This is a genomic window from Leuconostoc suionicum (genome assembly GCF_001891125.1).
Taxonomy (GTDB): Bacteria; Bacillota; Bacilli; order Lactobacillales; family Lactobacillaceae; genus Leuconostoc; species Leuconostoc suionicum.
The window spans coordinates 1,076,976-1,098,304 of the sequence record NZ_CP015247.1 but is presented as its reverse complement, the minus strand read 5'-3'; the positions used below and the strand labels follow the sequence as shown (position 1 = coordinate 1,098,304).

General features: G+C 35.9%; 23 protein-coding genes and 2 pseudogenes. 6 read left to right on the top strand and 19 right to left on the bottom strand.

Annotation, left to right across the window (positions count from 1 at the left end; all coding sequences use genetic code 11):
• Nucleotides 1-64: 64 nt before the first annotated feature.
• On the bottom strand, nucleotides 65-496 hold the full coding sequence (locus A6B45_RS05520) for an HIT family protein (protein WP_072613704.1): 432 nt from the start codon (nucleotides 494-496) through the stop codon (nucleotides 65-67).
• 220 nt (nucleotides 497-716) lie between these two features.
• Between A6B45_RS05520 and A6B45_RS05515 the strand changes: the two are divergent.
• The 3 genes and pseudogenes from A6B45_RS05515 to A6B45_RS05505 all read left to right on the top strand — a co-directional run bounded on the left by A6B45_RS05515 (nucleotide 717) and on the right by A6B45_RS05505 (nucleotide 2,910).
• A pseudogene (locus tag A6B45_RS05515) lies at nucleotides 717-1,128 on the top strand (cytidine deaminase family protein).
• Nucleotides 1,129-1,257: 129 nt separating this feature from the next.
• Nucleotides 1,258-1,872: pseudogene (locus A6B45_RS05510) on the top strand (cadmium resistance transporter).
• Between the two features lie 117 nt (nucleotides 1,873-1,989).
• Complete coding sequence (locus tag A6B45_RS05505) at nucleotides 1,990-2,910, top strand: IS30 family transposase (protein WP_012268558.1); 921 nt, start codon at nucleotides 1,990-1,992, stop codon at nucleotides 2,908-2,910.
• A gap of 473 nt (nucleotides 2,911-3,383) precedes the next feature.
• Here the strand turns inward: A6B45_RS05505 and A6B45_RS05500 are convergent, their stop codons facing one another.
• On the bottom strand, nucleotides 3,384-4,562 hold the full coding sequence (locus tag A6B45_RS05500) for an IS30 family transposase (protein WP_072613703.1): 1,179 nt from the start codon (nucleotides 4,560-4,562) through the stop codon (nucleotides 3,384-3,386).
• 238 nt (nucleotides 4,563-4,800) lie between these two features.
• On the opposite strand from A6B45_RS05500, the gene A6B45_RS05495 reads away from it, so the two are divergent.
• Entirely contained in the window at nucleotides 4,801-5,502 is a 702-nt protein-coding gene (locus tag A6B45_RS05495) for a CPBP family intramembrane glutamic endopeptidase (protein WP_072613702.1), read from the top strand.
• Here A6B45_RS05495 and A6B45_RS05490 read toward each other — a convergent pair.
• The 5 genes from A6B45_RS05490 to A6B45_RS05470 form a co-directional block, all read right to left on the bottom strand.
• Nucleotides 5,497-5,907 carry a hypothetical protein gene (locus A6B45_RS05490; protein ID WP_072613701.1) on the bottom strand — a complete coding sequence of 137 codons (411 nt, stop codon included), beginning with the start codon at nucleotides 5,905-5,907 and terminating at the stop codon, nucleotides 5,497-5,499. The genes A6B45_RS05495 and A6B45_RS05490 overlap by 6 nt on opposite strands.
• Nucleotides 5,908-5,978: 71 nt before the next feature.
• A complete protein-coding gene (locus A6B45_RS05485; RefSeq protein ID WP_072613700.1) occupies nucleotides 5,979-6,239 on the bottom strand; it encodes a hypothetical protein in 261 nt (86 codons plus the stop codon).
• A gap of 87 nt (nucleotides 6,240-6,326) precedes the next feature.
• On the bottom strand, nucleotides 6,327-6,521 hold the full coding sequence (locus A6B45_RS05480) for a hypothetical protein (RefSeq protein WP_072614484.1): 195 nt from the start codon (nucleotides 6,519-6,521) through the stop codon (nucleotides 6,327-6,329).
• A gap of 2 nt (nucleotides 6,522-6,523) precedes the next feature.
• On the bottom strand, nucleotides 6,524-8,152 hold the full coding sequence (locus A6B45_RS05475; protein ID WP_072613699.1) for a replication initiation factor domain-containing protein: 1,629 nt from the start codon (nucleotides 8,150-8,152) through the stop codon (nucleotides 6,524-6,526).
• A gap of 397 nt (nucleotides 8,153-8,549) precedes the next feature.
• Nucleotides 8,550-8,846, bottom strand: coding sequence for a hypothetical protein (locus tag A6B45_RS05470; protein ID WP_072613698.1), 297 nt, complete (start codon nucleotides 8,844-8,846; stop codon nucleotides 8,550-8,552).
• A gap of 187 nt (nucleotides 8,847-9,033) precedes the next feature.
• Here A6B45_RS05470 and A6B45_RS05465 point away from each other — a divergent pair, with 187 nt between their 5' ends.
• On the top strand, nucleotides 9,034-9,504 hold the full coding sequence (locus A6B45_RS05465) for a GNAT family N-acetyltransferase (protein WP_072613697.1): 471 nt from the start codon (nucleotides 9,034-9,036) through the stop codon (nucleotides 9,502-9,504).
• 301 nt (nucleotides 9,505-9,805) lie between these two features.
• Nucleotides 9,806-10,255: an ASCH domain-containing protein gene (locus A6B45_RS05460; RefSeq protein ID WP_072613696.1), complete on the top strand. Its 450-nt coding sequence runs from the start codon at nucleotides 9,806-9,808 to the stop codon at nucleotides 10,253-10,255.
• Between the two features lie 43 nt (nucleotides 10,256-10,298).
• On the opposite strand, the gene A6B45_RS05455 is transcribed toward A6B45_RS05460, so the two are convergent.
• From A6B45_RS05455 to A6B45_RS05400, 12 genes are all read right to left on the bottom strand, one after another.
• Nucleotides 10,299-11,216, bottom strand: coding sequence for an IS30-like element IS1070 family transposase (locus A6B45_RS05455; protein ID WP_010000411.1), 918 nt, complete (start codon nucleotides 11,214-11,216; stop codon nucleotides 10,299-10,301).
• Nucleotides 11,217-11,372: 156 nt separating this feature from the next.
• Nucleotides 11,373-12,755 (bottom strand): cell division protein FtsK, encoded by a 1,383-nt coding sequence (locus A6B45_RS05450; RefSeq protein ID WP_072613695.1) that lies wholly within the window; start codon nucleotides 12,753-12,755, stop codon nucleotides 11,373-11,375.
• A gap of 12 nt (nucleotides 12,756-12,767) precedes the next feature.
• Nucleotides 12,768-13,079, bottom strand: a complete 312-nt coding sequence (locus A6B45_RS05445) for a hypothetical protein (protein WP_072613694.1) — start codon at nucleotides 13,077-13,079, stop codon at nucleotides 12,768-12,770.
• On the bottom strand, nucleotides 13,079-13,336 hold the full coding sequence (locus A6B45_RS05440; protein WP_072613693.1) for a hypothetical protein: 258 nt from the start codon (nucleotides 13,334-13,336) through the stop codon (nucleotides 13,079-13,081). The genes A6B45_RS05445 and A6B45_RS05440 overlap by 1 nt, the downstream gene beginning before the upstream one ends.
• A 4-nt stretch (nucleotides 13,337-13,340) precedes the next feature.
• The gene (locus A6B45_RS05435; RefSeq protein WP_072613692.1) at nucleotides 13,341-13,673 is read right to left on the bottom strand and encodes a hypothetical protein; all 333 of its coding nucleotides are present in this window, start codon (nucleotides 13,671-13,673) and stop codon (nucleotides 13,341-13,343) included.
• Nucleotides 13,666-13,995: a hypothetical protein gene (locus A6B45_RS05430; RefSeq protein ID WP_072613691.1), complete on the bottom strand. Its 330-nt coding sequence runs from the start codon at nucleotides 13,993-13,995 to the stop codon at nucleotides 13,666-13,668. The genes A6B45_RS05435 and A6B45_RS05430 overlap by 8 nt, the downstream gene beginning before the upstream one ends.
• Nucleotides 13,996-14,008: 13 nt before the next feature.
• Nucleotides 14,009-16,507 (bottom strand): ATP-binding protein, encoded by a 2,499-nt coding sequence (locus A6B45_RS05425; RefSeq protein ID WP_072613690.1) that lies wholly within the window; start codon nucleotides 16,505-16,507, stop codon nucleotides 14,009-14,011.
• Between the two features lie 11 nt (nucleotides 16,508-16,518).
• A complete protein-coding gene (locus A6B45_RS05420) occupies nucleotides 16,519-16,962 on the bottom strand; it encodes a thioredoxin domain-containing protein (RefSeq protein WP_072613689.1) in 444 nt (147 codons plus the stop codon).
• Nucleotides 16,963-16,974: 12 nt separating this feature from the next.
• A complete protein-coding gene (locus A6B45_RS05415) occupies nucleotides 16,975-17,541 on the bottom strand; it encodes a hypothetical protein (RefSeq protein ID WP_072613688.1) in 567 nt (188 codons plus the stop codon).
• Nucleotides 17,531-18,055, bottom strand: coding sequence for a hypothetical protein (locus tag A6B45_RS05410; protein ID WP_072613687.1), 525 nt, complete (start codon nucleotides 18,053-18,055; stop codon nucleotides 17,531-17,533). Before A6B45_RS05410 ends, A6B45_RS05415 begins: the two co-directional genes overlap by 11 nt.
• A gap of 15 nt (nucleotides 18,056-18,070) precedes the next feature.
• A complete protein-coding gene (locus tag A6B45_RS05405; protein WP_072613686.1) occupies nucleotides 18,071-19,243 on the bottom strand; it encodes a phage tail tip lysozyme in 1,173 nt (390 codons plus the stop codon).
• Nucleotides 19,243-21,276: a CD3337/EF1877 family mobilome membrane protein gene (locus tag A6B45_RS05400; RefSeq protein ID WP_072613685.1), complete on the bottom strand. Its 2,034-nt coding sequence runs from the start codon at nucleotides 21,274-21,276 to the stop codon at nucleotides 19,243-19,245. Before A6B45_RS05400 ends, A6B45_RS05405 begins: the two co-directional genes overlap by 1 nt.
• Nucleotides 21,277-21,329: the final 53 nt, after the last annotated feature.

The following is a 21,329-nucleotide window of genomic DNA, read 5'->3' as shown; positions in this document are numbered from 1 at the left end:
TTCTAAAAAGAAGGTATTGTATAAACTTGCTATTTAAGCAAAGTCGAAATTTTTTTATATCATTTTACGAAGAACTAATTTTTTGTAATTTTTTTAATTCCCTAGATAGCTTGTTTCTTAGTTGCGTAAGTTTTTCTTGTGTTGGGCAGTTGTTTTCGTTGAACATGATTTTCCTGTTTAACCACCAAACTGGCCCAGGTGTTGGCGTATCATTTTTGTGTCTAGGGAATAAGTGCCAATGGACGTGTGCGTCGCCGTTACCAAGTAGTTCACAATTCATTTTTTCAGCGTCAAAAGCTAACGCAACGGCTTCGTTAACGAGACACATTTCTTCCAAAAATTTGTGCTTGAAATCTGTTTGTAAATGATGTAGCTCGGTTACGTGTTTTTTAGACAAAAACAAAGTATATCCTTCAAAATATTGATGATCACCAATAACAATATACCCTGTTTCTAGTTCAGCAACAAAGTAGGGATTAGTGCCTTCTTCAATCATTTTTATTCTTCGGCATATTTCACAGTTATTTATTTTATGACCTGAATTTCGTTATTTATTTAGACCATTATATCATTACTCAAACGAGTGAATTACTAAAACAAAAGATTTTGCGAATTTGAAGGCAGCACATATTTATCATATGAGTATATGTGTGACTTTAATTCAATTCTTTGGCATGTGTTATAATATCCTCAGTAATGTTAAGTGGTATGATAAAATGGACATTTGGCAAAAGCTATATGAAGCTGCTAAAAAACAGTATCGTCCGACAGAAGTGAATGAATTTATTTATGCGCATCATGTTGTTAGTGCCTTGGAGGCAGAAAATGGCGATATATATACTGGATTTTGTATTGAAGGCTTATGGAACGATGAACCTTTGTGCCGAGAGAACAGCTGCGTTGAATATGTATTTAAATAGCGATCAAACTAAAATAAAGAGACTAATTGCTTTTAGAGATGAGGCTCCAGTCGGTATTACGGGTATGCCATGTGGCGTTTGCCGTGAATTTTTAATGCAACTTTCTTCAGAAAACGCAAATACTGAAATTATGGTAGATTATGACAATAGAGAGTCTGTGACCTTGAAAGAATTACTGCCCAAGTGGTGGGGACATATGCGTGAATGATGCTATCAAAAAAAGAAACCAAATTTTATGGTTTCTTTTTTTGATAGCATAATAAAAATTTGTAAAATCCAGTAAGTATGTTACTATCTATACATGAAAATAAATTCATGTATTAATTAGGAGACTCTTATGTTGAAAGATGTATTGACCGCAATTTTTTCTTATATAGGGACAACTACGGATTATTTTGTTGTTCTACTCTTGCTCTTTGGAAAATATAGTACAAAACAAGATACGAAATTAGTTGTTTTAGGCGCGTACTTAGGAAATGGATTACTGGTACTTACTTCAATTATTATTGCGCTTGTATTCCAGCAAGTTCCGGAAGAATAGCTTCTTGGATTGTTGGGTATTATTCCGATCATAATCGGAGTAAAGGGGTATTTTAGTAAGGAAGACGAAGTGGAAGAGATAGAAGAAAAATTAAAGATAATTAAACCAGACGCTATTCTTTGGAACGTGTTGGTAATCACTTTTTCTGCTTGTGGCGCCGATAACATGGCACTATATATACCATATTTCACGATGCTAAATTTTCAAGTCTTACCGATCATTTTAGTCCTGTTTATTATTATCTTGACGGCTGTGATTGTGGCAGCATATAAGTTGGTAAACGTACCAATCGTAAAGGCATTTTTTGATAAACAAGGCGATTTAGTTCAGTTAATCGTGTATGCTTCATTAGGGTTATATGTTTTAGTAGAGGCTGGAACTCTTCAGCACCTATTACTGTTAATCTATTGAAAACTTTTCATTAGTATATAAGGCAGATTGTAAAATTAAACCGAACACCTTGCATAAAAAAACTGCAGAGACTTTAATGGTAATTGACTAAAATCAACCATAAAGGATCTGCAGCTTATGTCTTCTAGTTTATCAGCTCACGAACGTTCTGTCATTGAAACAATGATCAAACTTAATCATTCAACTCGAGAAATAGCCCGTTTCTTAAAGCGTTCTCCTGCAACTATTACCTACGAGTTAAATCGAATTAAACCATACAATGCACAACAGGCTCATCATTTAGCCCAGTGTAATCGGCACAAACACGGTCGCCATCCGACCCTAACACCTGAAATATCAGCTTTTTTGAACCATCACATTGGTATCTTGAAGTGGTCACCAGAAACGGCTGCTCATGTATTGGGCATTGCTTTCAAGACCATCTACAACTGGATTCATCATGGTTTGCTTAAAATTAAGTTATCAGATTTACCTGATAAAGGTATTCGACGTAAACGTCAATCTGACGGCCGTAGACGTGTTTTTGCTCATGGCCGTTCAATTGAAAAACGACCAAAAGCTGTCCAATTAAGACAAGAATTTGGTCATTTTGAAGTTGATACGATGCAATCTGGTAAAACACGTGGCGATGTTTTAGTGACCATCACAGAACGATTGAGTCGACAACATATCATGAGACATGTCAGTGGGCGCAATAGTCAGGCAGTGACACCAGCTATTATTAGGTTTTTCAAGGGTATAAAAAATGCTAAATCAATTACAGTTGATCACGGTCGAGAGTTTGCAAAATATGATGAAATAGAAGAACAGCTAGGCATACCGATGTATTTTGCACACCCATATTCACCAGAAGAACGTGGTAGTAATGAAGTGCTAAATCGATATGTCCGTCGTTTTATCCCAAAAGAACGCAAAATTGAAACCATCAGTCAGAAAGAATTAGATCAAATTAATCATTGGATTAATGCCAGGCCAATGAAAACGCTCAACTGGCAATCACCACGAAAAGTCTTTCAGAAACATGCGGTGTTCGGATGATTCTTGCAATCTGCCATTTAGATTCCTTTTATTGATTACTCATATTGGTATATTTCTTAAAGCGAGCGTTGTATGAACAACTGATAGTGTAGTGATAGGAATTTTATTTTGAAATTGTTTACTTTTGATAATATATATTATGTTAACTAAAATAGAATAGGCGGATGTCAACCCAAACAACACATGTTTAATGTTCTGGTAATCTACTAGTAACTTCTGTGTAAAATAAGCGATGATTATTTTTTAAGTAAGGCACAACTTCATCAAGAATAACATGATTGTGTTTAAAAGTAAACGGACCGTCCACGATTTTGGAATGTCTATACAAAGGCTTTTAGCAATCTAATTACTCACTATTATATCAAATGTTTCGACCAATAAAACCGTTTTCAAATCATTTTATTTTAAGCACAATAAAAAAAAGACACATCTAGTGTCTAAAGTTTATTATCTTTATTATCAATTTTAATGCCTTATTTTTCATGATTTTGGCGTTCTTCAAGCATTCGTTGTTTACGTTTTTCATAAGCTCTACGGTAACGTTGCATGGCTTTATATTCTTGTGCAAAGACTACCATCGGTCGTTTTCCATTCAGAGCTTGTCTAAGTGGCATGGCATTCATTTTTGAAGCCACTTCATCTAATTGCCGTTGCTTCACGTCTTTTAATGACGTGCCTTTAGGATACCAATCACGTAACTTACGATTTCGATTTTCATTGGATCCACGTTGCTGTGGTGATGACGGTGTCGCATAATATAACTTGATTTTTAGTTGTTTCTGGACGTACTCTAAAAAGTCCCATGAAATAAATTCAGAACCATTATCGGCTGTGATAGTCCGTATGGCTTTGCCATATCGTTCATAAAACAACTTAAAGGCATCTATCATATCACTAGACTTCTTACTGCGGACTAATATTAAGGCAGTGAAACGAGTTTTGCGTTCTGTAAGTGTCATAATAGCTGTGGTATCTTGATAACGCTGATTATTCATTTTAGCTGGCAACACTAAATCAATTTCCCAATGACCAAACTGTTTACGACTTTCCACAACTTGTGAACGATCAAATATCGAATGGCGGACTAATTCTCCGTCATTTTTTAATTGTTCACGTAGTCGTGCAATTTCACGTTCTTTATCACGTTTAGTTTGTGCCACAGCTCGTTCTTTGGGTGTACCATTTTGACGATGATATTTCTGTTTACGAATATTGATAAGTCCCTGCCGAGACCATAACCTGATAACAGATGCCGACACATCAACATCTTGCACATTACCAGCAATTTGCTCTGGCGTCCAATGTTCAACATTAACCCAAGTTTCAATGATTTCTTTTAATTCTGGTGTCAGTTTGAGACCAGTACCCATTTTACTGCGCTTTTTCAAAGCAATATATTGTCCTCGTTGTGCCGAATACTTGATACGTGCGTGTATGTCCATATTCAACAGTGTTCGTCTATCTAAATGTGAGAAATCAAGTGTATTGCCACGGTGTAATTCACGTAGTATTGATGAAGGTGTATAGCCTAAACGTCTTGCGATATCTGCTTGTGTCATTTTCTCAATATTCCACAAATATTCTATCATGTGACGTTGGTTCTCATTCAGCCGTGGCTGTCGTTTGCGTCTTTGTGTTGTTTCATCACTCATAAAACATTTTTGCTCCTTAATTATGATTATTTTCAGTTTAGGTATTCACCCTTTATAACAAGTTTACCATTTCACAATGTTGCTTATTATTTTATTTTTTATCCCAACTTAAAATAAATTAATAAGCATAGACAGTATTAATAGTAGTTTAAAATTTATTTAACATTGATATTAATAAGAGTACAATTAGAGAATAATAATCAATATTATATTCATAAGCAAGGAATTTCAAATCATAATGACAAAGCTATCTTTCAGAACTGTATCTCAAAATTTCATCACCCCCGGATTGATATTTTTATCCTTTGTTTGGTTAATACCGCTACTTACTAATTTTGCTGTTTCATTTTTTAATTTTTCTTTTTACGCAGGCTATCAAAGTTGGTTGCTTTCAGATATCATGCTGTACCCTCTTCCCATTATGATTTTAGCGATCTATCTCAGAAATAAAAATAGAACCTCGGTTGTATGGGAAGCACCAAGGTTGTTTAAAATTCTACTTAGCTTGCTTGTTGTGGTATTGTATTTCTTATTTACAATAATTAGCCATAATTTTTTTCCTGTTTCTGTAGCAACTAACCAAACCGAGCTGTTAAACACGTTAAACAATTCTTCTATACTAGGAATACAATTAGAGTTGTTAGCTATCACACTGTTGGGACCAATTTTTGAAGAATTGATGTGTAGAGGTTTATTGATGAACTTCTATTTCAAAAATTCTAAATTCGGATTTGATGTTATCCTAAGCGCAATTGTTTTTTCTTTACTTCATCAACATCAGAATTTATCAGTATTATTACCTTATTTTATTTTTGGCTTATTGTTGGGACTATTATATCGTTTCACTGGAAAACTGCAGTACACTATGTTGGCACACATTCTTATTAATACCATAATTGCATGGCCATATATTCAAGATAATATCATCATCTTTTTATAGATTTCTTTCTCTTATTTGCCGTTTAGCTTGATACAACTGTTCTTCAATCTTATTTAAGCCACTCTCAGTATTGCGATCAGTTCCCTTAATCAACAAGTCTAAATCACGATACGCAAAGGTTAAATCAATTGATTTTGAAACCAAATCTTGTACCTTAGATGCTAATTCTTTGTTAAAAAAAAGCACATCTCCGTAAGTTTGAGATTGTGCTTGTCTAATTTTAGCTTGGAGTTGCATTGATACGCTTAAAGTTGTTTGAAAGTTAGGCGCACCTGCCTTGAATTGAAAGCCTTGTCTATCGCTTTCTAACGTTTGGTCTAATTGACTGTATAAGTCTCTAAATCGTTCTAACTGTTTAATATACAGCTCTAATTGTTCTGGTTTTAACCATATTTTTGTTGGCATCTTATTTATTCCTTTCATTTTTGAATGCAAAAAAAGAGCTAGTAACTGTTAAGCACTAACTCATTTTGTGACTAGTCATATATATTTGTACGAACCGTCAAACCTGTTTCTTTACGAATTTTTTTGATGATTTCTGGTATTCTTTCTGTGTAGGTACTATCAAATTGCGCTATTTGTTGCGACCGTGTAGCCTTGCCAATCTTATACCATTCAAAAAATATATTGACCTTTTTTGAGTAGATTTGGTCTACAACTCGCACTTCATATATTGTGTTGGGTTGCTTAGCAAACATTTCTTTAATATCCCCAATGACAGCATCAATTTGGTTCATAGCTCACAGCTCCAGTCGGTTTTTATTTACTATAACCATTATACGAACACTTGTTCCCTTAGTCAATAGTTAAACACTCTATATTTTTTAGGGTAAATACTGTTTATCTTTGCCAGTTTCATCAATAATTCGTAATGGCTCACTATAAATTTGTTGGGTACTCAAACCCCTAGAAGTTCGTCTAGGTGCTGGGTACTCTTTTTGTAACTTGCGCATCACATCAGCAAGACTATTGCCAGCCATATACTCATTTTGTGAATGCCAACCAACTGCTTTATACATTGTCATGCCCCCTTTCCTTGTTCGTTATCTTCGTTATATTTTTTTGTTGGTTTTTCAAAGTTGATATTTAAATGCTTACTTGCCTGTGTTATCGCATTCTTAGTAGTTGCCATAACTAGTTTTTCATGTTCGGCAGAAAGCTCAACAGTATTGATTGCTTCAATAATGTCATGCCAATGTCCTGTTTTCTTTAGTACTGCTAGACTAGGCACAACCGACTGTAAGACCCATTTTTCAATACGTTCTACACTTTGCTTTTTTGGTTCTCTAACAAATTTCATTTTCTTACCCAAAGCAGTTAATAACGACCAAGCAGGCATCGGCTCAATCGTTGCTTCAATCTCATCACGTACCTTATCTGCTTTCAATTGTTGGGCTTCAATTTTGCCATTAGTAAACCACAAATAGGTATATAGAATATCAAAAGTTATATCAACTAATTTTTCATCATTGTTAAGCCATTCATCAAGGACATATTCTGCTTTATCTTGATGTAATTCCAATTCCACACGAGTTTTTACATCAGTATCATAGCCCTTATTTGCTTGTTCTTTGTGTTTGTCATAGGCACGGATAACAAAGGGCGACTTACCAAAATCGACCGTCCAGCCGTCATCGACGTTGCCATGCACCGCATAAGACTTTGATTTGCTCCAAAAACGTTTTTCTTGTACGGCTTTAACAAGGTCATTCATGCTCAATAAGCCCCATTTATCATTGATTGCAATATCTAAACGTGTTAGATGCCCCCGATATAACCTTGCCTTTTCAAAAAAATCACGCCAATTCATATTTTGCTCTAACAAAGCCTTTTCAAACAACCGTGTGCCTTTACCAGTTAAATAAAGTGTTGTCCCAAATTTTTGATCCACAGCTTGTGTTTCTAGGTTTTTCACTGGGGCAAAGTCTTGTATATAAATGTTCTTTTCGCCAGCAAATGACATTTCACGAGTATAAAAGTTTTGAGAGGTAGGACGTTCCAAAAACAGATTTTCTTGTAGCCTTAACACATCAGCGATAACTTGCTTTGAAGTTAAATCTGGGAATGTCAATGAAACCCAATCAAATTGTACTTCGATGCTTTCAGCAAATTCTGGATATGCCACCAGCAACTTATCGACAAACTTATCCGATATTTTTTGACTACCATTTTCTATACCCCAAACAGTTCTTTCACTAACACCAATCTTTTTTGCTAATTCTGGTTGTGTTACCCCAAGCAATTGGCGTATCAATATCAAATTATCATTTGTTAATTTTGGTGCGTTCAAATTTGGTGTCATAATCTTTTTCCTTTTCAGTAGTTGGTATTGACCAACATTTTTTAAATCAACTAATTTTTTCAAATCAGTTGAAACCGTGTTTTGTATTTTTGCATCAGGCGCAGTTAGTTTTGCTTTAAAGCCCGATAACTCACTACCAGTAATTTCATCAATCGCAATCTCACTACCGATGTTAGGCAAATAACCTAACTCAATAGCTGATACGGTCACGTTATAAGTCTCAATAATTTCATCATTCAATTTCATACCAACCATGATAAGTATTTCCAACGATAACCGTAAGCTATGTTGTGTTGTTCCTAGAAATATAGTTGTATAAGCTGTTGGCTCATTGTTAATCGTTATCATGTCGGCTTTCCTTTCTCAAAATTGCGGTTTTGGTGGTTTCAACCCGCAATTTTTGTTTTTTATTCTAAATGGCTTCATACCGGCGTTTGTTCCCCATATTGGGTTGACGCTTTCAGCGTTTTTACCGGTTTAACCCCCCTGTTAGTAACTGGGGGTTAAAGCCTTTTTGGTGACTTTATTTTTGGCGCATGTGCCAGTCGCTGACACACACTGGTCGTGTGTGCTTAACCGCGACCACGCACCTTGCCCCCTTAACGCTTCGCGTTGGGGCAAGGCGTGGCACTGTCTCTCCGCTGGTCGCTACGAGCCACGCCAAAACTAAAGTCACTATGTACATAAAGCCCCGGTCTCTTACAGGACATTTGCCATAAAAGTCTAGAGCTTTAACAATAGGTTCTTACTTGATATGTGACAATTGATCCAAAAGACCCTCAATGTCCTTTGTACGATTGACACCGTGTGTCTGCAAGGACTTAGCCGTACCAAGCAAGAAACCTAAGTTCTTGCGTAGTTCAGCAAAGTAAGGCGGCAGCATTGGACTAACAGCACGTAGCTGTTCTTCATCTGCCACTGCCTTTTTAAGTTCATCACTTAGTTGAGCAAGGTGTTCAAGTCCACCTATCTTTTCAATTGCCTTCAAATCTTCAATTGATTGAGCGGACAAAGATTGAATTTTTTTAACTTCTAAAACCATAATTTTTACCTACTTTTTCTTTTTAAACTACAAATATTTAATTAACAACAAAGCCAAACACAGATGCTAAGTGTTGGACTTCTTGCGTGATATTCCATACATTTTTCTCCTTAAACCATTCTATTAACACCAAAGTTACTCTGAATGGTAAACTATAAATTAAAAACACTTAATAAAAGGAACAGTGATGACTCAAACAATTACAAAACTATCCCAAGAAAATGCACTTAAAATAGCAAATGAATGGCACTATGATGCGCCATACGATTTTTACGATATGCAAAATGATATCGAAGACTATGAAGAATTAATCGACCCCACACTTAGACAAAATAATTACTATCAAATAACTAACAACAATGATCTAATTGGTTTTTTTGTTATTGAACCTGAAGACGAAAATAAAGGAAAATATGAAATAGGTTTGGGTATGAACCCCGCAAGCACAGGGAAAGGTAAAGGTATTGATTTTTTGAATTTAATAATCAATTTTTCAACATCTAAGTTTTATGTAACAGAGATTATCCTAGACGTTGCACAATTTAATGTTCGAGCGCAAAAAGTGTATCAAAAAGCTGGATTTAAAATATCAAGACACTACGAACAAAAAACAAACGGTTCAACATACAATTTCGTTGAAATGACTAAAACCTACTAAAAATAGCTATACCAATCAAGGTTTACATAAGCTACGCTATACAAAGTAACGGTATATCAACGTTTCTAAGCACTAAAAAATAGGTCATTTTCAAAACCTTTCACAAAGTCCTTAAAACGCCTATTTCATCACATCAGTTTTTAAATTTCACAAGTCGATTAAATTTAGACCAATTATTTACTAACGCAATAATCAAAACAATCTATAATATAATTTTTAAAAATTATTGCCTGAACAAAAATTACAAAGTGATACAATTAATTAGGTATTAAGATAATTTCTAAAAAATGAGGAATAAAAAATGACACCAAATGAACTTTTTAAGAAAGCACAAGAATCTAATAGTGTACCCCACGACGCAAAAATGCAATCAGCTTTTCAATTTGGTGTCTTCGCCGATGAACTGGCAGATTTGGTCATAAATGGTCAAAAAACAGCGACCACAAGTTCACTAGACTTATACGAAAAAGATGAACCTCTACCGCAACTAGGTGCCTATGATGTGGTGTTAGACAGTGAAAATCAAGCAATTTGTGTCATACAAAATGATAATGTTGAGATTAAAAACTACCTAGACGTAAGCGAAAAACATGCCTATCTTGAAGGCGAAGGAGACCGAAGCCTAGAATACTGGCGTCATGTTCATAATGAATTTTTTGTCAACGAATACCAATTAGAAGGGCTTGTGTTCAAAGAGCAAGATGCTAAAATGGTTCTTGAAAATTTTCACGTTGTGTACCCTGTACAATGATGATTATTATTTAATTAAATAGACTAATGGTAGATTGCAAGAATTAACCGAACACTGCAAACTGCTGAAAAACCTTTCGTGGTGATTGCCAGTTGAGTGTTTTCATTGGTCTCGCATTGATCCAATGATTAATTTGATCTAATTCTTTGGCGCTAACTGTTTCAATTTTGCGTTCTTTCGGTATAAAACGACGAACGTATCGATTTAATATCTCATTACTCCCACGTTCTTCTGGTGAATATGGGTGCGCAAAATAGACTGGAATGCCTAGTTTTTGCTCGATTTCGTTATATTTTGCAAATTCTCGCCCACGATCCACAGTGATTGACTTGGCATTTTTGATCCCTTGAAAAAAACGAATTAAGACTGGTGTCACTGCCTGACTATTTCGCCCAGTGACCTGTCTCACGATATGTTGCCGGCTTAGTCTTTCAGTAATTGTCACCAGCACATCGCCACGTCTTTTACCCGATTGCATGGTGTCAACTTCAAAATGTCCAAAGGTTTGTCGTGCTTTCACACTTTCAGGTCTCGTTTCAATCGAACGACCATGCACAAATACTTGTCGTCTACCATCAGATTGACGCTTTTGACGGATACCTTTGTCAGGTAAATCAGCCAATGATAGTTTGAGTCGACCAGCATTGAGCCAATTATAAATCGTTTTGAAAGGTAACCCTAAAACATGCGCAGCGGTTTCTGGTGACCACTTCAATATACCAATGTGGTGATTCAAAAAGACAGCGATAGCTGGTGTTAGCGTGTCATGACGACCACGTAGATGACGTTTTTTCAATGCCAACGCATGAGCAATCTCAGCTTTATAGGGTGTAACTTGATGAATTTCAATCGAAACGGTTGAAGGAGAGCGTTTAATAAAGCGCGCAATGGCACGAACAGAATAATTCAATTCGAGTAAAGTTTGAATGACAGTGCGTTCTTGAGATGATAAACTAGTCATGAGTCGCAGTTCCTTTATGGTTGTTTTAGGCAATTACCATTAAAGGCGCTGCGGCTTTTTTATTCAAGTGTTCGGTTTAATTTTACAATCTACCTAATATATACAAATTGATCAGCATGAAGCAGTTTACTATAAACTGCTTTTTTTGATAGTCATTTATTTTTTATTTCGCTTTACTTGGTATTTTGCAATATTTTCACGCATGTACTCATGTAAATTAAAATCTTTTGGTACTTCTGGTGCAAAGAATGACCTAACTTGACTATCCCCAATCTTAATAAAGCCCCACCCTTTCAAATGTGATGACAAAGGACGTAATTGTTTTTCATTATCAGGGAATACCATTTTTTCAATTTCTGGTGTTGGTACACCCATGTTAATACGCATATTCAATTGGTTACGTACTGCCATTGGCAAAGAACCAGCATCGGGTCTCTGCATACCAATCAAAATATAAAAACCAAGTTCACGTCCTAACATCGCTATCTCATTCAAATTAGACATTGCTGTGTCATAGCTTGCTTTGATTGGATCATCATAAGCTAACCTATCATTCATTTCAACAAACGCCCCAAACTCATCAAAAATTAAAAAGCAAGGCTCAAAACCGAAGTCTTTATAAGTACCAATCTGACCTGATTCCTTTAATTCTTCCATACGCTCTGCACGCTTCATCATCAACTGATAATACTTAATCACGGCATTGTTAATTTCAGATGCCGTACTGTGAACACGTCCCTTTAATTCATCCACATACTTCAAACTAGCCAAGTCAGACCGTTTTGGGTCGATAATATCAACATACTTAGTAACCTGTAACAACTGTCCAATAATCGCAAACATGGTATACGATTTACCAGTACCAACGTTACCTGATATTAAAGCATTGTAGAAAGTATCATATTTCCAATCAATACCTTTTGAAATCTGCAATAACCCTTTTTTAGGCTTCAATTCTTTTAACTGTCGTCTAAATTTAATTGGGTCAAAAGCAAAGGTACTAACCATTTTATTCTTACTAAATTCAGTTGTCTGTCTATCAGCAAGTAACGCTGTTTCAACCACATTATCAAACTCATTTTTAGAAAAACTTTCCATGTATTTCTGACCGTCTACTGGCTCTTGTAAAATCAGTTCACCTGTTTTGTGTAATACCTTTAATTTCAATTTTGGAAAATAAGCTATGAATGTCCCATTGTCATCACTAGCAGTATCAAAAAAACCTTTAGAGACAATCAACAAGCTTATCATCTGGCGCAATTCAACTGTTTTCAGGTACTTTGAAATAAAGTCAGAATGTTCTGGCGCATAGTTCTTGTAAAACCAAAACACGCCCCAGCCAACCAAACTAGTCAACAAAATACTTAACACAATAGGTAACAGATACCACCAACTATATTGTCCTTGCATCAATCGTTGGAAAATAGACAAATACCAAAAACCAAAACAAACTGTGACTCGAAACCAAATAAAAAGTAAGGTCCTTTTAAATAAAGTCTTTGCTAAATATTGATCACTATATTTAATTGTTTTAAACATCACACCACCTTATCAATTCCCCGATAGAAAGTTACGACACGTTAAACAAGCACCAACCATTAAACTAAACTCAACTTCAATGTTTGAAAAATGTGTCTTACCTGACTTCAAACATCTTTCAGCCTGCTTATAAAAACCAAACAAAACATTATCATAAACTCTAAAACAGGACACACTCGAAAAAAAACGATTATTAACTAGATAATCATGAAAGGTATCAGAACAATGTTTTGCGTTCTTAACCACATCATCTGTAATCACACCATTCTCTAAATTTTTTGGAAAGTACAGAATCTTAAAATCATCAACTGTTAAACCAAACATTACCTTTCACTCTCCAATCTTTGCATCTCATCATTGATAACATTACTATACATTTGATGCGTAAACTCATTTCTAAATCGTTCAAATTTTTCAGGACTGCCCTTAATTTCATTCAAAGTAAGACTGTGCTGGTCGGGATAAGGGCTATCACTAGCGTAATCTTGCCAAGTAATTTTCCCATGAACATTGATAAGTGCTTGCGCCAATAACAACACATTTTTTCGGGTCATGCGATATTTTTTAAAAGGACTAGACATATATTTACCCCCGACTATTCAAATAATCTCTTAATTCAGCATAGGTATCGTTATATTCTAAATAAACACCAAACACACCCATACTGTCATAATAATAACCTGACTTGACAACCTGTCTCACTCTGCCAACAAAGTCTTCCAATGAAGCATCATGACCAATCAACAGGTCTCGCAATTCTGGCTCAACCCCTGATGCCACCAATGCCAAATACTTATTATGAAAATACTGATAAGCTTTTTCTGCTCTGTGTAGAACTTCTCTGGTTACATCTTGTCCTTCTTCATAACCCAAAGACATTGGCTGTAAATCTGCCATTTTAACATTAACTTTAGTCATCAACCTTACCCCTATTCTTAACATCAAAGCGCACCACATCTCGCTTTTTATCCAAAATAACTATGATTGTATAATCGCTAGCTTCAATCTTTAGAGTAAGTTGCTTTTTATCAAAAGATGTCACTGTGTTACCAGTAATCACACCAGTTTTGTCTTGAATATCTTTTGACAAATCACTAGCTTGTGGCATCGTAAACCCTAAGTCTTTGGTCTTATAAATCGCCTTACCCAAATCATCTAACGCTTCAAAATCTCGATTGTGGCGTACATACAAAAAGGTAATACCAAAACCAAAGATCAAAAACAAAATAAATTTTCCCATACTGTCCTACTTTCTAAGCATACTTTTCTTCTAACTTGGCACTCTCATTTGAGTTAACTGTCTTTAACGCAGCCGTCCATTCATCAAAGAGTGAGTGAATAACCACTTTACCAACTCGACCATAAATATCCCGAAACAAACATTGCCCCTTTTTAAGGTTAGCTAGCATTTCAATATTTGATTTTGTCACTGGCAGATTGAATTGTTTCAAAATATTTTCACGGTCATCAGAACTATCAAAGGCAAACAATTGACCATATTGTCCGATACTTTCTTCATCATCACTATCTTTGACACGTTGTGTGGCGTAAAAAACAGCATTGTTTTCAGAACGTCCTAATCGCTTGATGCTATCAAACACATTTTTACCTGCCTGTGAAGTCGTAAATATCCATGCTTCATCAATCATTTCCAAACTAAACTCATCTGGGTTGGCTCGACCAAACTTTTCCAAATACTTACCTAATGCCAACATCAAAGCCATTGAATACTTTTGTGTTTCAGTATAAGTACGGCTATCTTGTTTAGCAGTAGGTAATTGCAAACCAGTAACTTCTAAGATTGTACGTTGGCCATTGAACTGCAAACTATCTGTTGAACCGTCACTAAAAGCTAGGCGCAACATCGTCTTTGGGACAATACTTTGGTAGAAATCAGATAAATCTTTTTCTGCCTGCGAACCTTTAGCTAACTCATCAAAGACTGTTGAAGTGCCAACCTTTTCGCCTTGAATACGCATCGCACAAACTTTACTAATCGAACGATTAAGCGCTGTCTCTAATTGAATATCTTGTGAAATTGGTCTGATTTGAACCAACATCTCTTTAACCAATGTCAACACATCAGGTATATCATCTTCGGTACTCTGCTCATTCAAAGTTAAAATTGGGTCAAGCACCCCTAAATTATTTCTATCATTGGCATTTAAAGTGACAAAATGAAACGAGCTAATCAACTTACGAAAGTAAGGGTTTTTCTCGGTTTCCAATGCTCGCATAAACCAACGGTGTATTTCTTGCTTGGGATCAATATATAAAATCTTGACATTAAACATTGCCATGTGAAGCAACAATAATTTAAACAAAAATGACTTCCCTTGTCCGGTATCGCCCGATAATGCAAGGTGGGGACTATCTGTTTTAGCCCCTTTGATGCCTTTGTTGGTAATCACTAAATTAAGTAGTAATAATAGTCTGGAAGATGCCACCGCTTGTTGGATAGTCTCAAACTTATCTAAGCTCAAAACACGTCCCACATAGAAACCTGTGTGTGACCCTAAAGCTTGACTAGTGCCAAACATCAACTCCGCTAGTGCTGGTACAGTCGTGTATTGTCGCCATTGTTTGAATACCCCCAAATTAACCGCTGGCAATGTTTGATACAATAATTGTTCTTGATTGAAACTTGGTTGATACAACTCAATATCCCGCTCAAAAGTCTTTAAACGTGTTTTGAGTTTATTGACTTTCTTTTTTAACTCTTTCACATTTTCATCTCGAACCACAAGAATAACTGACCACTGGAGAAACCCATTTTTATCATCAAGAACATTAACCAAATTCTTCGCCAATTTATAATTCAATTCACTACGTTTTGAACTGTCTTCATCAGTATTAAAGGCATCACGCAATTCATCACGATACTTCCCTTTTGATGATTTGGTTTGTTGTTTTAAACCACGCCAACCGTCTCTTTGTGGAAAATTGATTTTAATATGCACTTCGACTGGAAATTTATATGATTGTATCTCTGGTAACACAGATAAAAATTGCATCTTGTCTGGCATATTCATAACCAAATGAGTAAAATAATCTTCTTTGTCATCAGTGATACGCTTAATCACACCTGTATGTGATAAATCAGAGACCGTATCACGCATTGCCATAAGTGATTTTTCCTTTTCGTGATGATAAGGCAAGCCAAGCATGGCGACTAATCTATCTTCGTCCATTTTCTCGGCATCAATTGATTTCAAAATGCTTAATACATCTTCATTCATGGTATTAAAACGTTCAAAGAAACTATCATCAAATTTGACCTGATACCTAAATGTTTCTGCAATACGCTTCATGACTAAATCAGTCACAAAACTAACCTTGTCTTTCAAGTCATCGCCAACGTTGATATTTTTTAGCTTGACACCGATATAAAATTCATCAATGATTGCTGGGTTGAACTCACTCTCCAACAAATTGACTTCTTCTTGACCGATATAATACTCGGCAACTTCTCGCAAGTCATCAGCCCAATCATCGCTCGTACCTTGAATACGACCAGCTAAGTCCATATCTTTTGGAATCAACTTTAAATCAACATCATCATATTTTTGTAAACGCTCAAACACATCAATAAAACTATTTTTGTATTTGCGTTTATCTTCAACATTGGCGACATTGATTTGGAAAGGTTTAATCTTGTAATAAGCCCACACATCGCCAATCGTTGTGAGTAGTAAATTATCTCGATACTGCACAACAGGGTTTTCATATTTGACCGTTGCTTTTTTTGCCATAATTGCCTATCCTACCTTTCTGAAAAATCGTTAATCACTTGTACATCAGTTGAGACCACCCGAATATCTGGGTTATTTGGTTTCATAAACGTTGGTGTTTCTTGCACAGCAAACTCACTAATGTAATGCTTGTTATTTGGGTTTTGTACATTGATTGTTTGAATTTGCTTGCCAGCGTTTTTAAAATTCAAAACATTGTGCCAAAAGATTTTAGGATAGACCTTTTGGCAATGTGAACACGATGAACTGTAAAACATCACGGATCCATTGTCCTTATTGATATGATCCACAGCATTATTTTGAAAATTCATTGATACGTAAGGAATAAAGAAAAAACCAGCCACTAGTAACAAAATGACCGGTAATACTTTATTGACAATAATTAAAATTGGTTTGGGTAACTGTTTTTTATTCCCTTTCTTAGTCTCATTACCCCCTTTAATATAATGCTTCATCATTCATACTCCTTACTGTATTTGATTGATTTTAATTGATGTTAGTTTTTGACTTTTTATATCAAACCAGCCATGTAATAGTACGGTTTGATTGACTGCCTTTTGCGCTGTACCACTTGTTTTGACAACGACAGTCGCTAAACTTTCGATTGTTTGGTTATCCAAATCACTGGTGTACCCTGTGGCTGTCTGGTATTGACTAGTTAAACCTAAATTATCAATACGTGACCCACCTGTGGCATCTAGTCCGCTATCAAATAATTGATTTTTTTGGTCATTAGATAAACTTAAAATAGCTGATACTTGACTAAATCGCTTATCATAATCTGATTGACTACTAAAAGTATAATAGGCTTTTGCAAATTCAAGTAACCTGCTCTTAGCTTTGGCATCATTGGCATTGTACGTGGTTTGTAAGTTATCAATTTGAGTGGTCACATGTTTTTGAGTTTTAGTCACTTGCGACACTTCCTTTCTAACTTGTTCAATTTGTACTCTTTTACCATTAGTAATTGACATCATGATGCCAAGACCAACCAAAAGCAAACCCATAATGCTAAGTAAGATTTTATTTTTCATTATCGAATGCTCCTTTCAAGGTTAGTCGTGACATATCTGTGACTTGTTTTTCATCAGTATCATAAGTGATTGTATAAGCCACACTTTGTGCATCACTCTTAGCAATAACCAAATATTCTAAATCAGACCCCCAAGCATTTTTGACCCCTATAAGTGGTACATCATAGTGTGCTTTATCACTAAACGTGACACTAGGCGCAAAAGTTTGGGTTAGTTCGTTAATCACTTTTTGAGTTGCCAACCCTTTCAAACTATCAGGATAAGTTGAAGTCGGTTGATTACTAAATGTTTTGACAAAAGTAGTCACTTGATTAGTGCTATCAGTAACCGTTGCTTGTTGTGATTTTGGACTTGATACAATCGTTTGTGATTTAACCTGATTAGCTTTTGCCTGTTTTAAATCTGTCCTAGCCTGTCCTAATTGTTTATCCAAGTTAGGTATTTGATTAAACTGAACTAACAAAATACCAGCCAACACTAAACTAGCAAAGATAATTAAACGGCTATTTTTCATACTTTCTCCTTTCGATTATTTACCTTGAATAAAAGTAACACCTTGACCAGCCGTTAACTCACGGAAACTGACTGTACCAGTACCAGATGCCACAACATTACATTCACTAACTAAGAAATGTTTACCGTCATCACTGATCGCTTCAACTACGGCAACGTGTCCGTAGGTCGGGTCGGCACCATCTGCACCTTGTGAGAAACTAACTGCCCAACCAACATGTGGCTGACTATCAGTTTTATATCCTTTGGCTTTGGCGTTCTTGCCCCAATCAGCCCCATTACCTAAACCATTTTCTACTTGTGTGCCTAATTCTTGCATACGATTATAGGTGTACCAAGTACATTGTCCGAATGGGTAAGTGTTTGATGATGAAGTGGCTGTGAAATTGGTATCTTTGATTTTACTTTTATAAGCACTAGGAATTTCTTTAACTGGCGCACCACTCGTTCCCATACCTTGCGCAACATTAGTGGCACAACCATTTGAATTGTTGGTTGTGTTATCAGTATTTTGCGTTGTTTCTGTACCATTAGTTGCCGTATCAACGGCTGTATCTGATGACCCATTGGAAAACTTAGCATACCAAGAACGAGCATAGCTTTGTCTTGTAGCTGTTGTCCCAGCACCACCGCGTTCCCAACTAGCTCTTAAAAATTCTGTGGCATCATCAATGTTAGTCATTCTCAGACCTTGCTTTAATAAGTCGGAATTTGTACCGTCATGATTAAGCGCAAAATCATACTGCACACTTGCATCAGTCCACAGCTTATTTTTGGACTTAGCATAATTGATTAACTCAACACGCCGTGAATTGTCCCATTGATTAAGCCCAAAAGCGTAACCACTTACTTTAGGGTTCATGGCTTGACTTTCACTGTAAGGCGCATTTGATTGTATCACGCTAGAATTAAAGCCACTTTCATGCTGTGTATTGCCTAAATATCCAGCAATACCAGCTTCAGTCACACCTGATATTTTTTTAAGATTGTCATGCAAAGACTTAGCAACCGCTTCTTTATCGGCATTGATTGTAACAGTTACTGTGGTATCTGTACTTTGACAGTCATTGTTATTATCCTGATAAAAAAGTGCCATTACAATAAGTAACAGCACTAAGAAGCAAGCTAAATAAGGCGCTAAGAAAAGCAAAATTTTACGTTTGAAATGAGACACTAATTGTTTTTGCATCACAACTCCTTATCTAACTCTTTTTCTTCATCTTTCGTTATTTCTTCTTGATGATGAACTGCTTCATCAAAATTGCGTTGTTGCAATTTATCATCATCTACTATCATTGATTTTGGTGTAACTGATTTAGCACTAGGCTTCAAAACTTGTGAACGTGCTTCACGTCTCTTCTCAGCTAGTTTTTCACTACTTTCGTCATCTAATACTCGACCACGATTAAACGCCTTGTCAGGCTCATTAGAAACGTTTCCGTAGCTTTCGGTATTGTCATGATTTTGAATAAGATAAGGTGTACGTGTATAGGTTGGCAATTCATCATCTTCGCCATGACCACGCCTATCAATGTAATCTTCATCAGAGTTATCAGGATCAATATTTTCTTCATCATCATCTCTTTGACGTTGACGTTCTGCTTCATCAGCCAAACGTTCTGCACGTTCTTGTCTGCGCTGTTCTTCTAATTCACGCATTTCTTGCTCATCAGGTGCATTGCCACGTCTATCACGGTTTTCATCATAATCTTCATCATCTTTACCTTTTGACTTGTCTTCTGATTTGTCTATAACATGACGACCACTAAAACCTTTGACATTTTCTAAGCCATGTTTAGTTGAGTTGACCATTTCACTACCAGCTAACATTGCACGTTGTCCTGCTTGTGTCAGTTGAATTTTATTCAAAGCCTGATTTGCCATTGATGAACCAGTTACCGTTTGGACCAGGAATGATTTATTTTTCCAAAGCAAAACCATTAGAACAATATAGACAATTGAATTGAGTAGCGCACTAGCACTATTTGTGACTGGTACAATCGTATCTGTGACTGTACCGACCCATGAAACAAACATGATGCCAAATAATAACCCAATTTTTGCGAATAATAAGCCTAACGCACTCAAACCAGTTTTTAAAGCACTGTTTGAAAAGCGTGGCAACAATGATAACAAAACTGTGAAAGGCGACAGATAATAAAGTAGAATAGCCCCTAACTGGAGTATCAAATTAAATACCCCAATCATCAACAATGGTATACCATAAGCTAGTGACATAAGTGGCGCCATAAGACCGACAGATGCTTGATACCATTCTTCGCCACCGTCCTTAGAAAGATAATCATTTGATTTGGCTAAGGCATCAATCACATCACTATCAGCTTTACCACCAATTAAACGATAAGAGCCGTCTTTTTCGCTCGCATCTAAATTGGTTGTTCCAAAGTTCGCTAATGTATAAGGACGTATAACTGCCTTTTCAAAATAAGCTCTTCTGATTGCACTCTCAAATTTATCGCCACTGTCAGTAAATTGTCCGTTAATATTGGAAGTTTCAGTAAACATAGCCGTTTGAGCGGTTGACGTAAATTCATTAACTTTCGTCAATACTGTACCACCAGCGCTTATCCAAGCACTACCAATAATCGCTACTAACAAAACCGATAAAATGGCTTTCAAACCAGCACCACTTTTGACACTTTGAATAAAGACCCAAACAAGCCCTAAACCAAAAGCAGTATACAATAATTGTTTAAAAACTGCCCCAGCCCATGTTTGTTTGGTGAATTGTTGCACATTTGAGAAAATATTATTGATCCCTTGCGTGATATTAGTTAAATCAAACATCTTTGATAAAGCTGTATCAAACAATGGATAGATGATATAGAGATTTAATGACATAAACAAGCTCGCTACAAGATGCGCTGAACTTAAACCTAAATCTGTCCACGAGCCTGATTGATAGTAAGCCGTGAAATTTTTTGAAATATTCTTATTTATCCAATCAATATCGTTATATTTTAGTTTGTCTTTAATCGTTTTCTCGGTGTGAGTAGGTTGTGTTGTCCCCTCATAGACTGCCTTGCCGTCTGCCTTATCTTTTGCCAAGGCTTCTTTATCCGACTCACGTTTTGCTTTTCTTAAAGCTGGTGTATCAACGGTTAAGGCATAAACAGGTTGTGGCGCAATCACAAAGCTACTGACAAACAGTGAACTAAGCATTGAACCAATCACAAGTAATAATATAATTGACTTTTTCATCATTTCCCTTTCTTAGTGCATTAAAAAAACACTTACAATTTTTGTAAATGTTT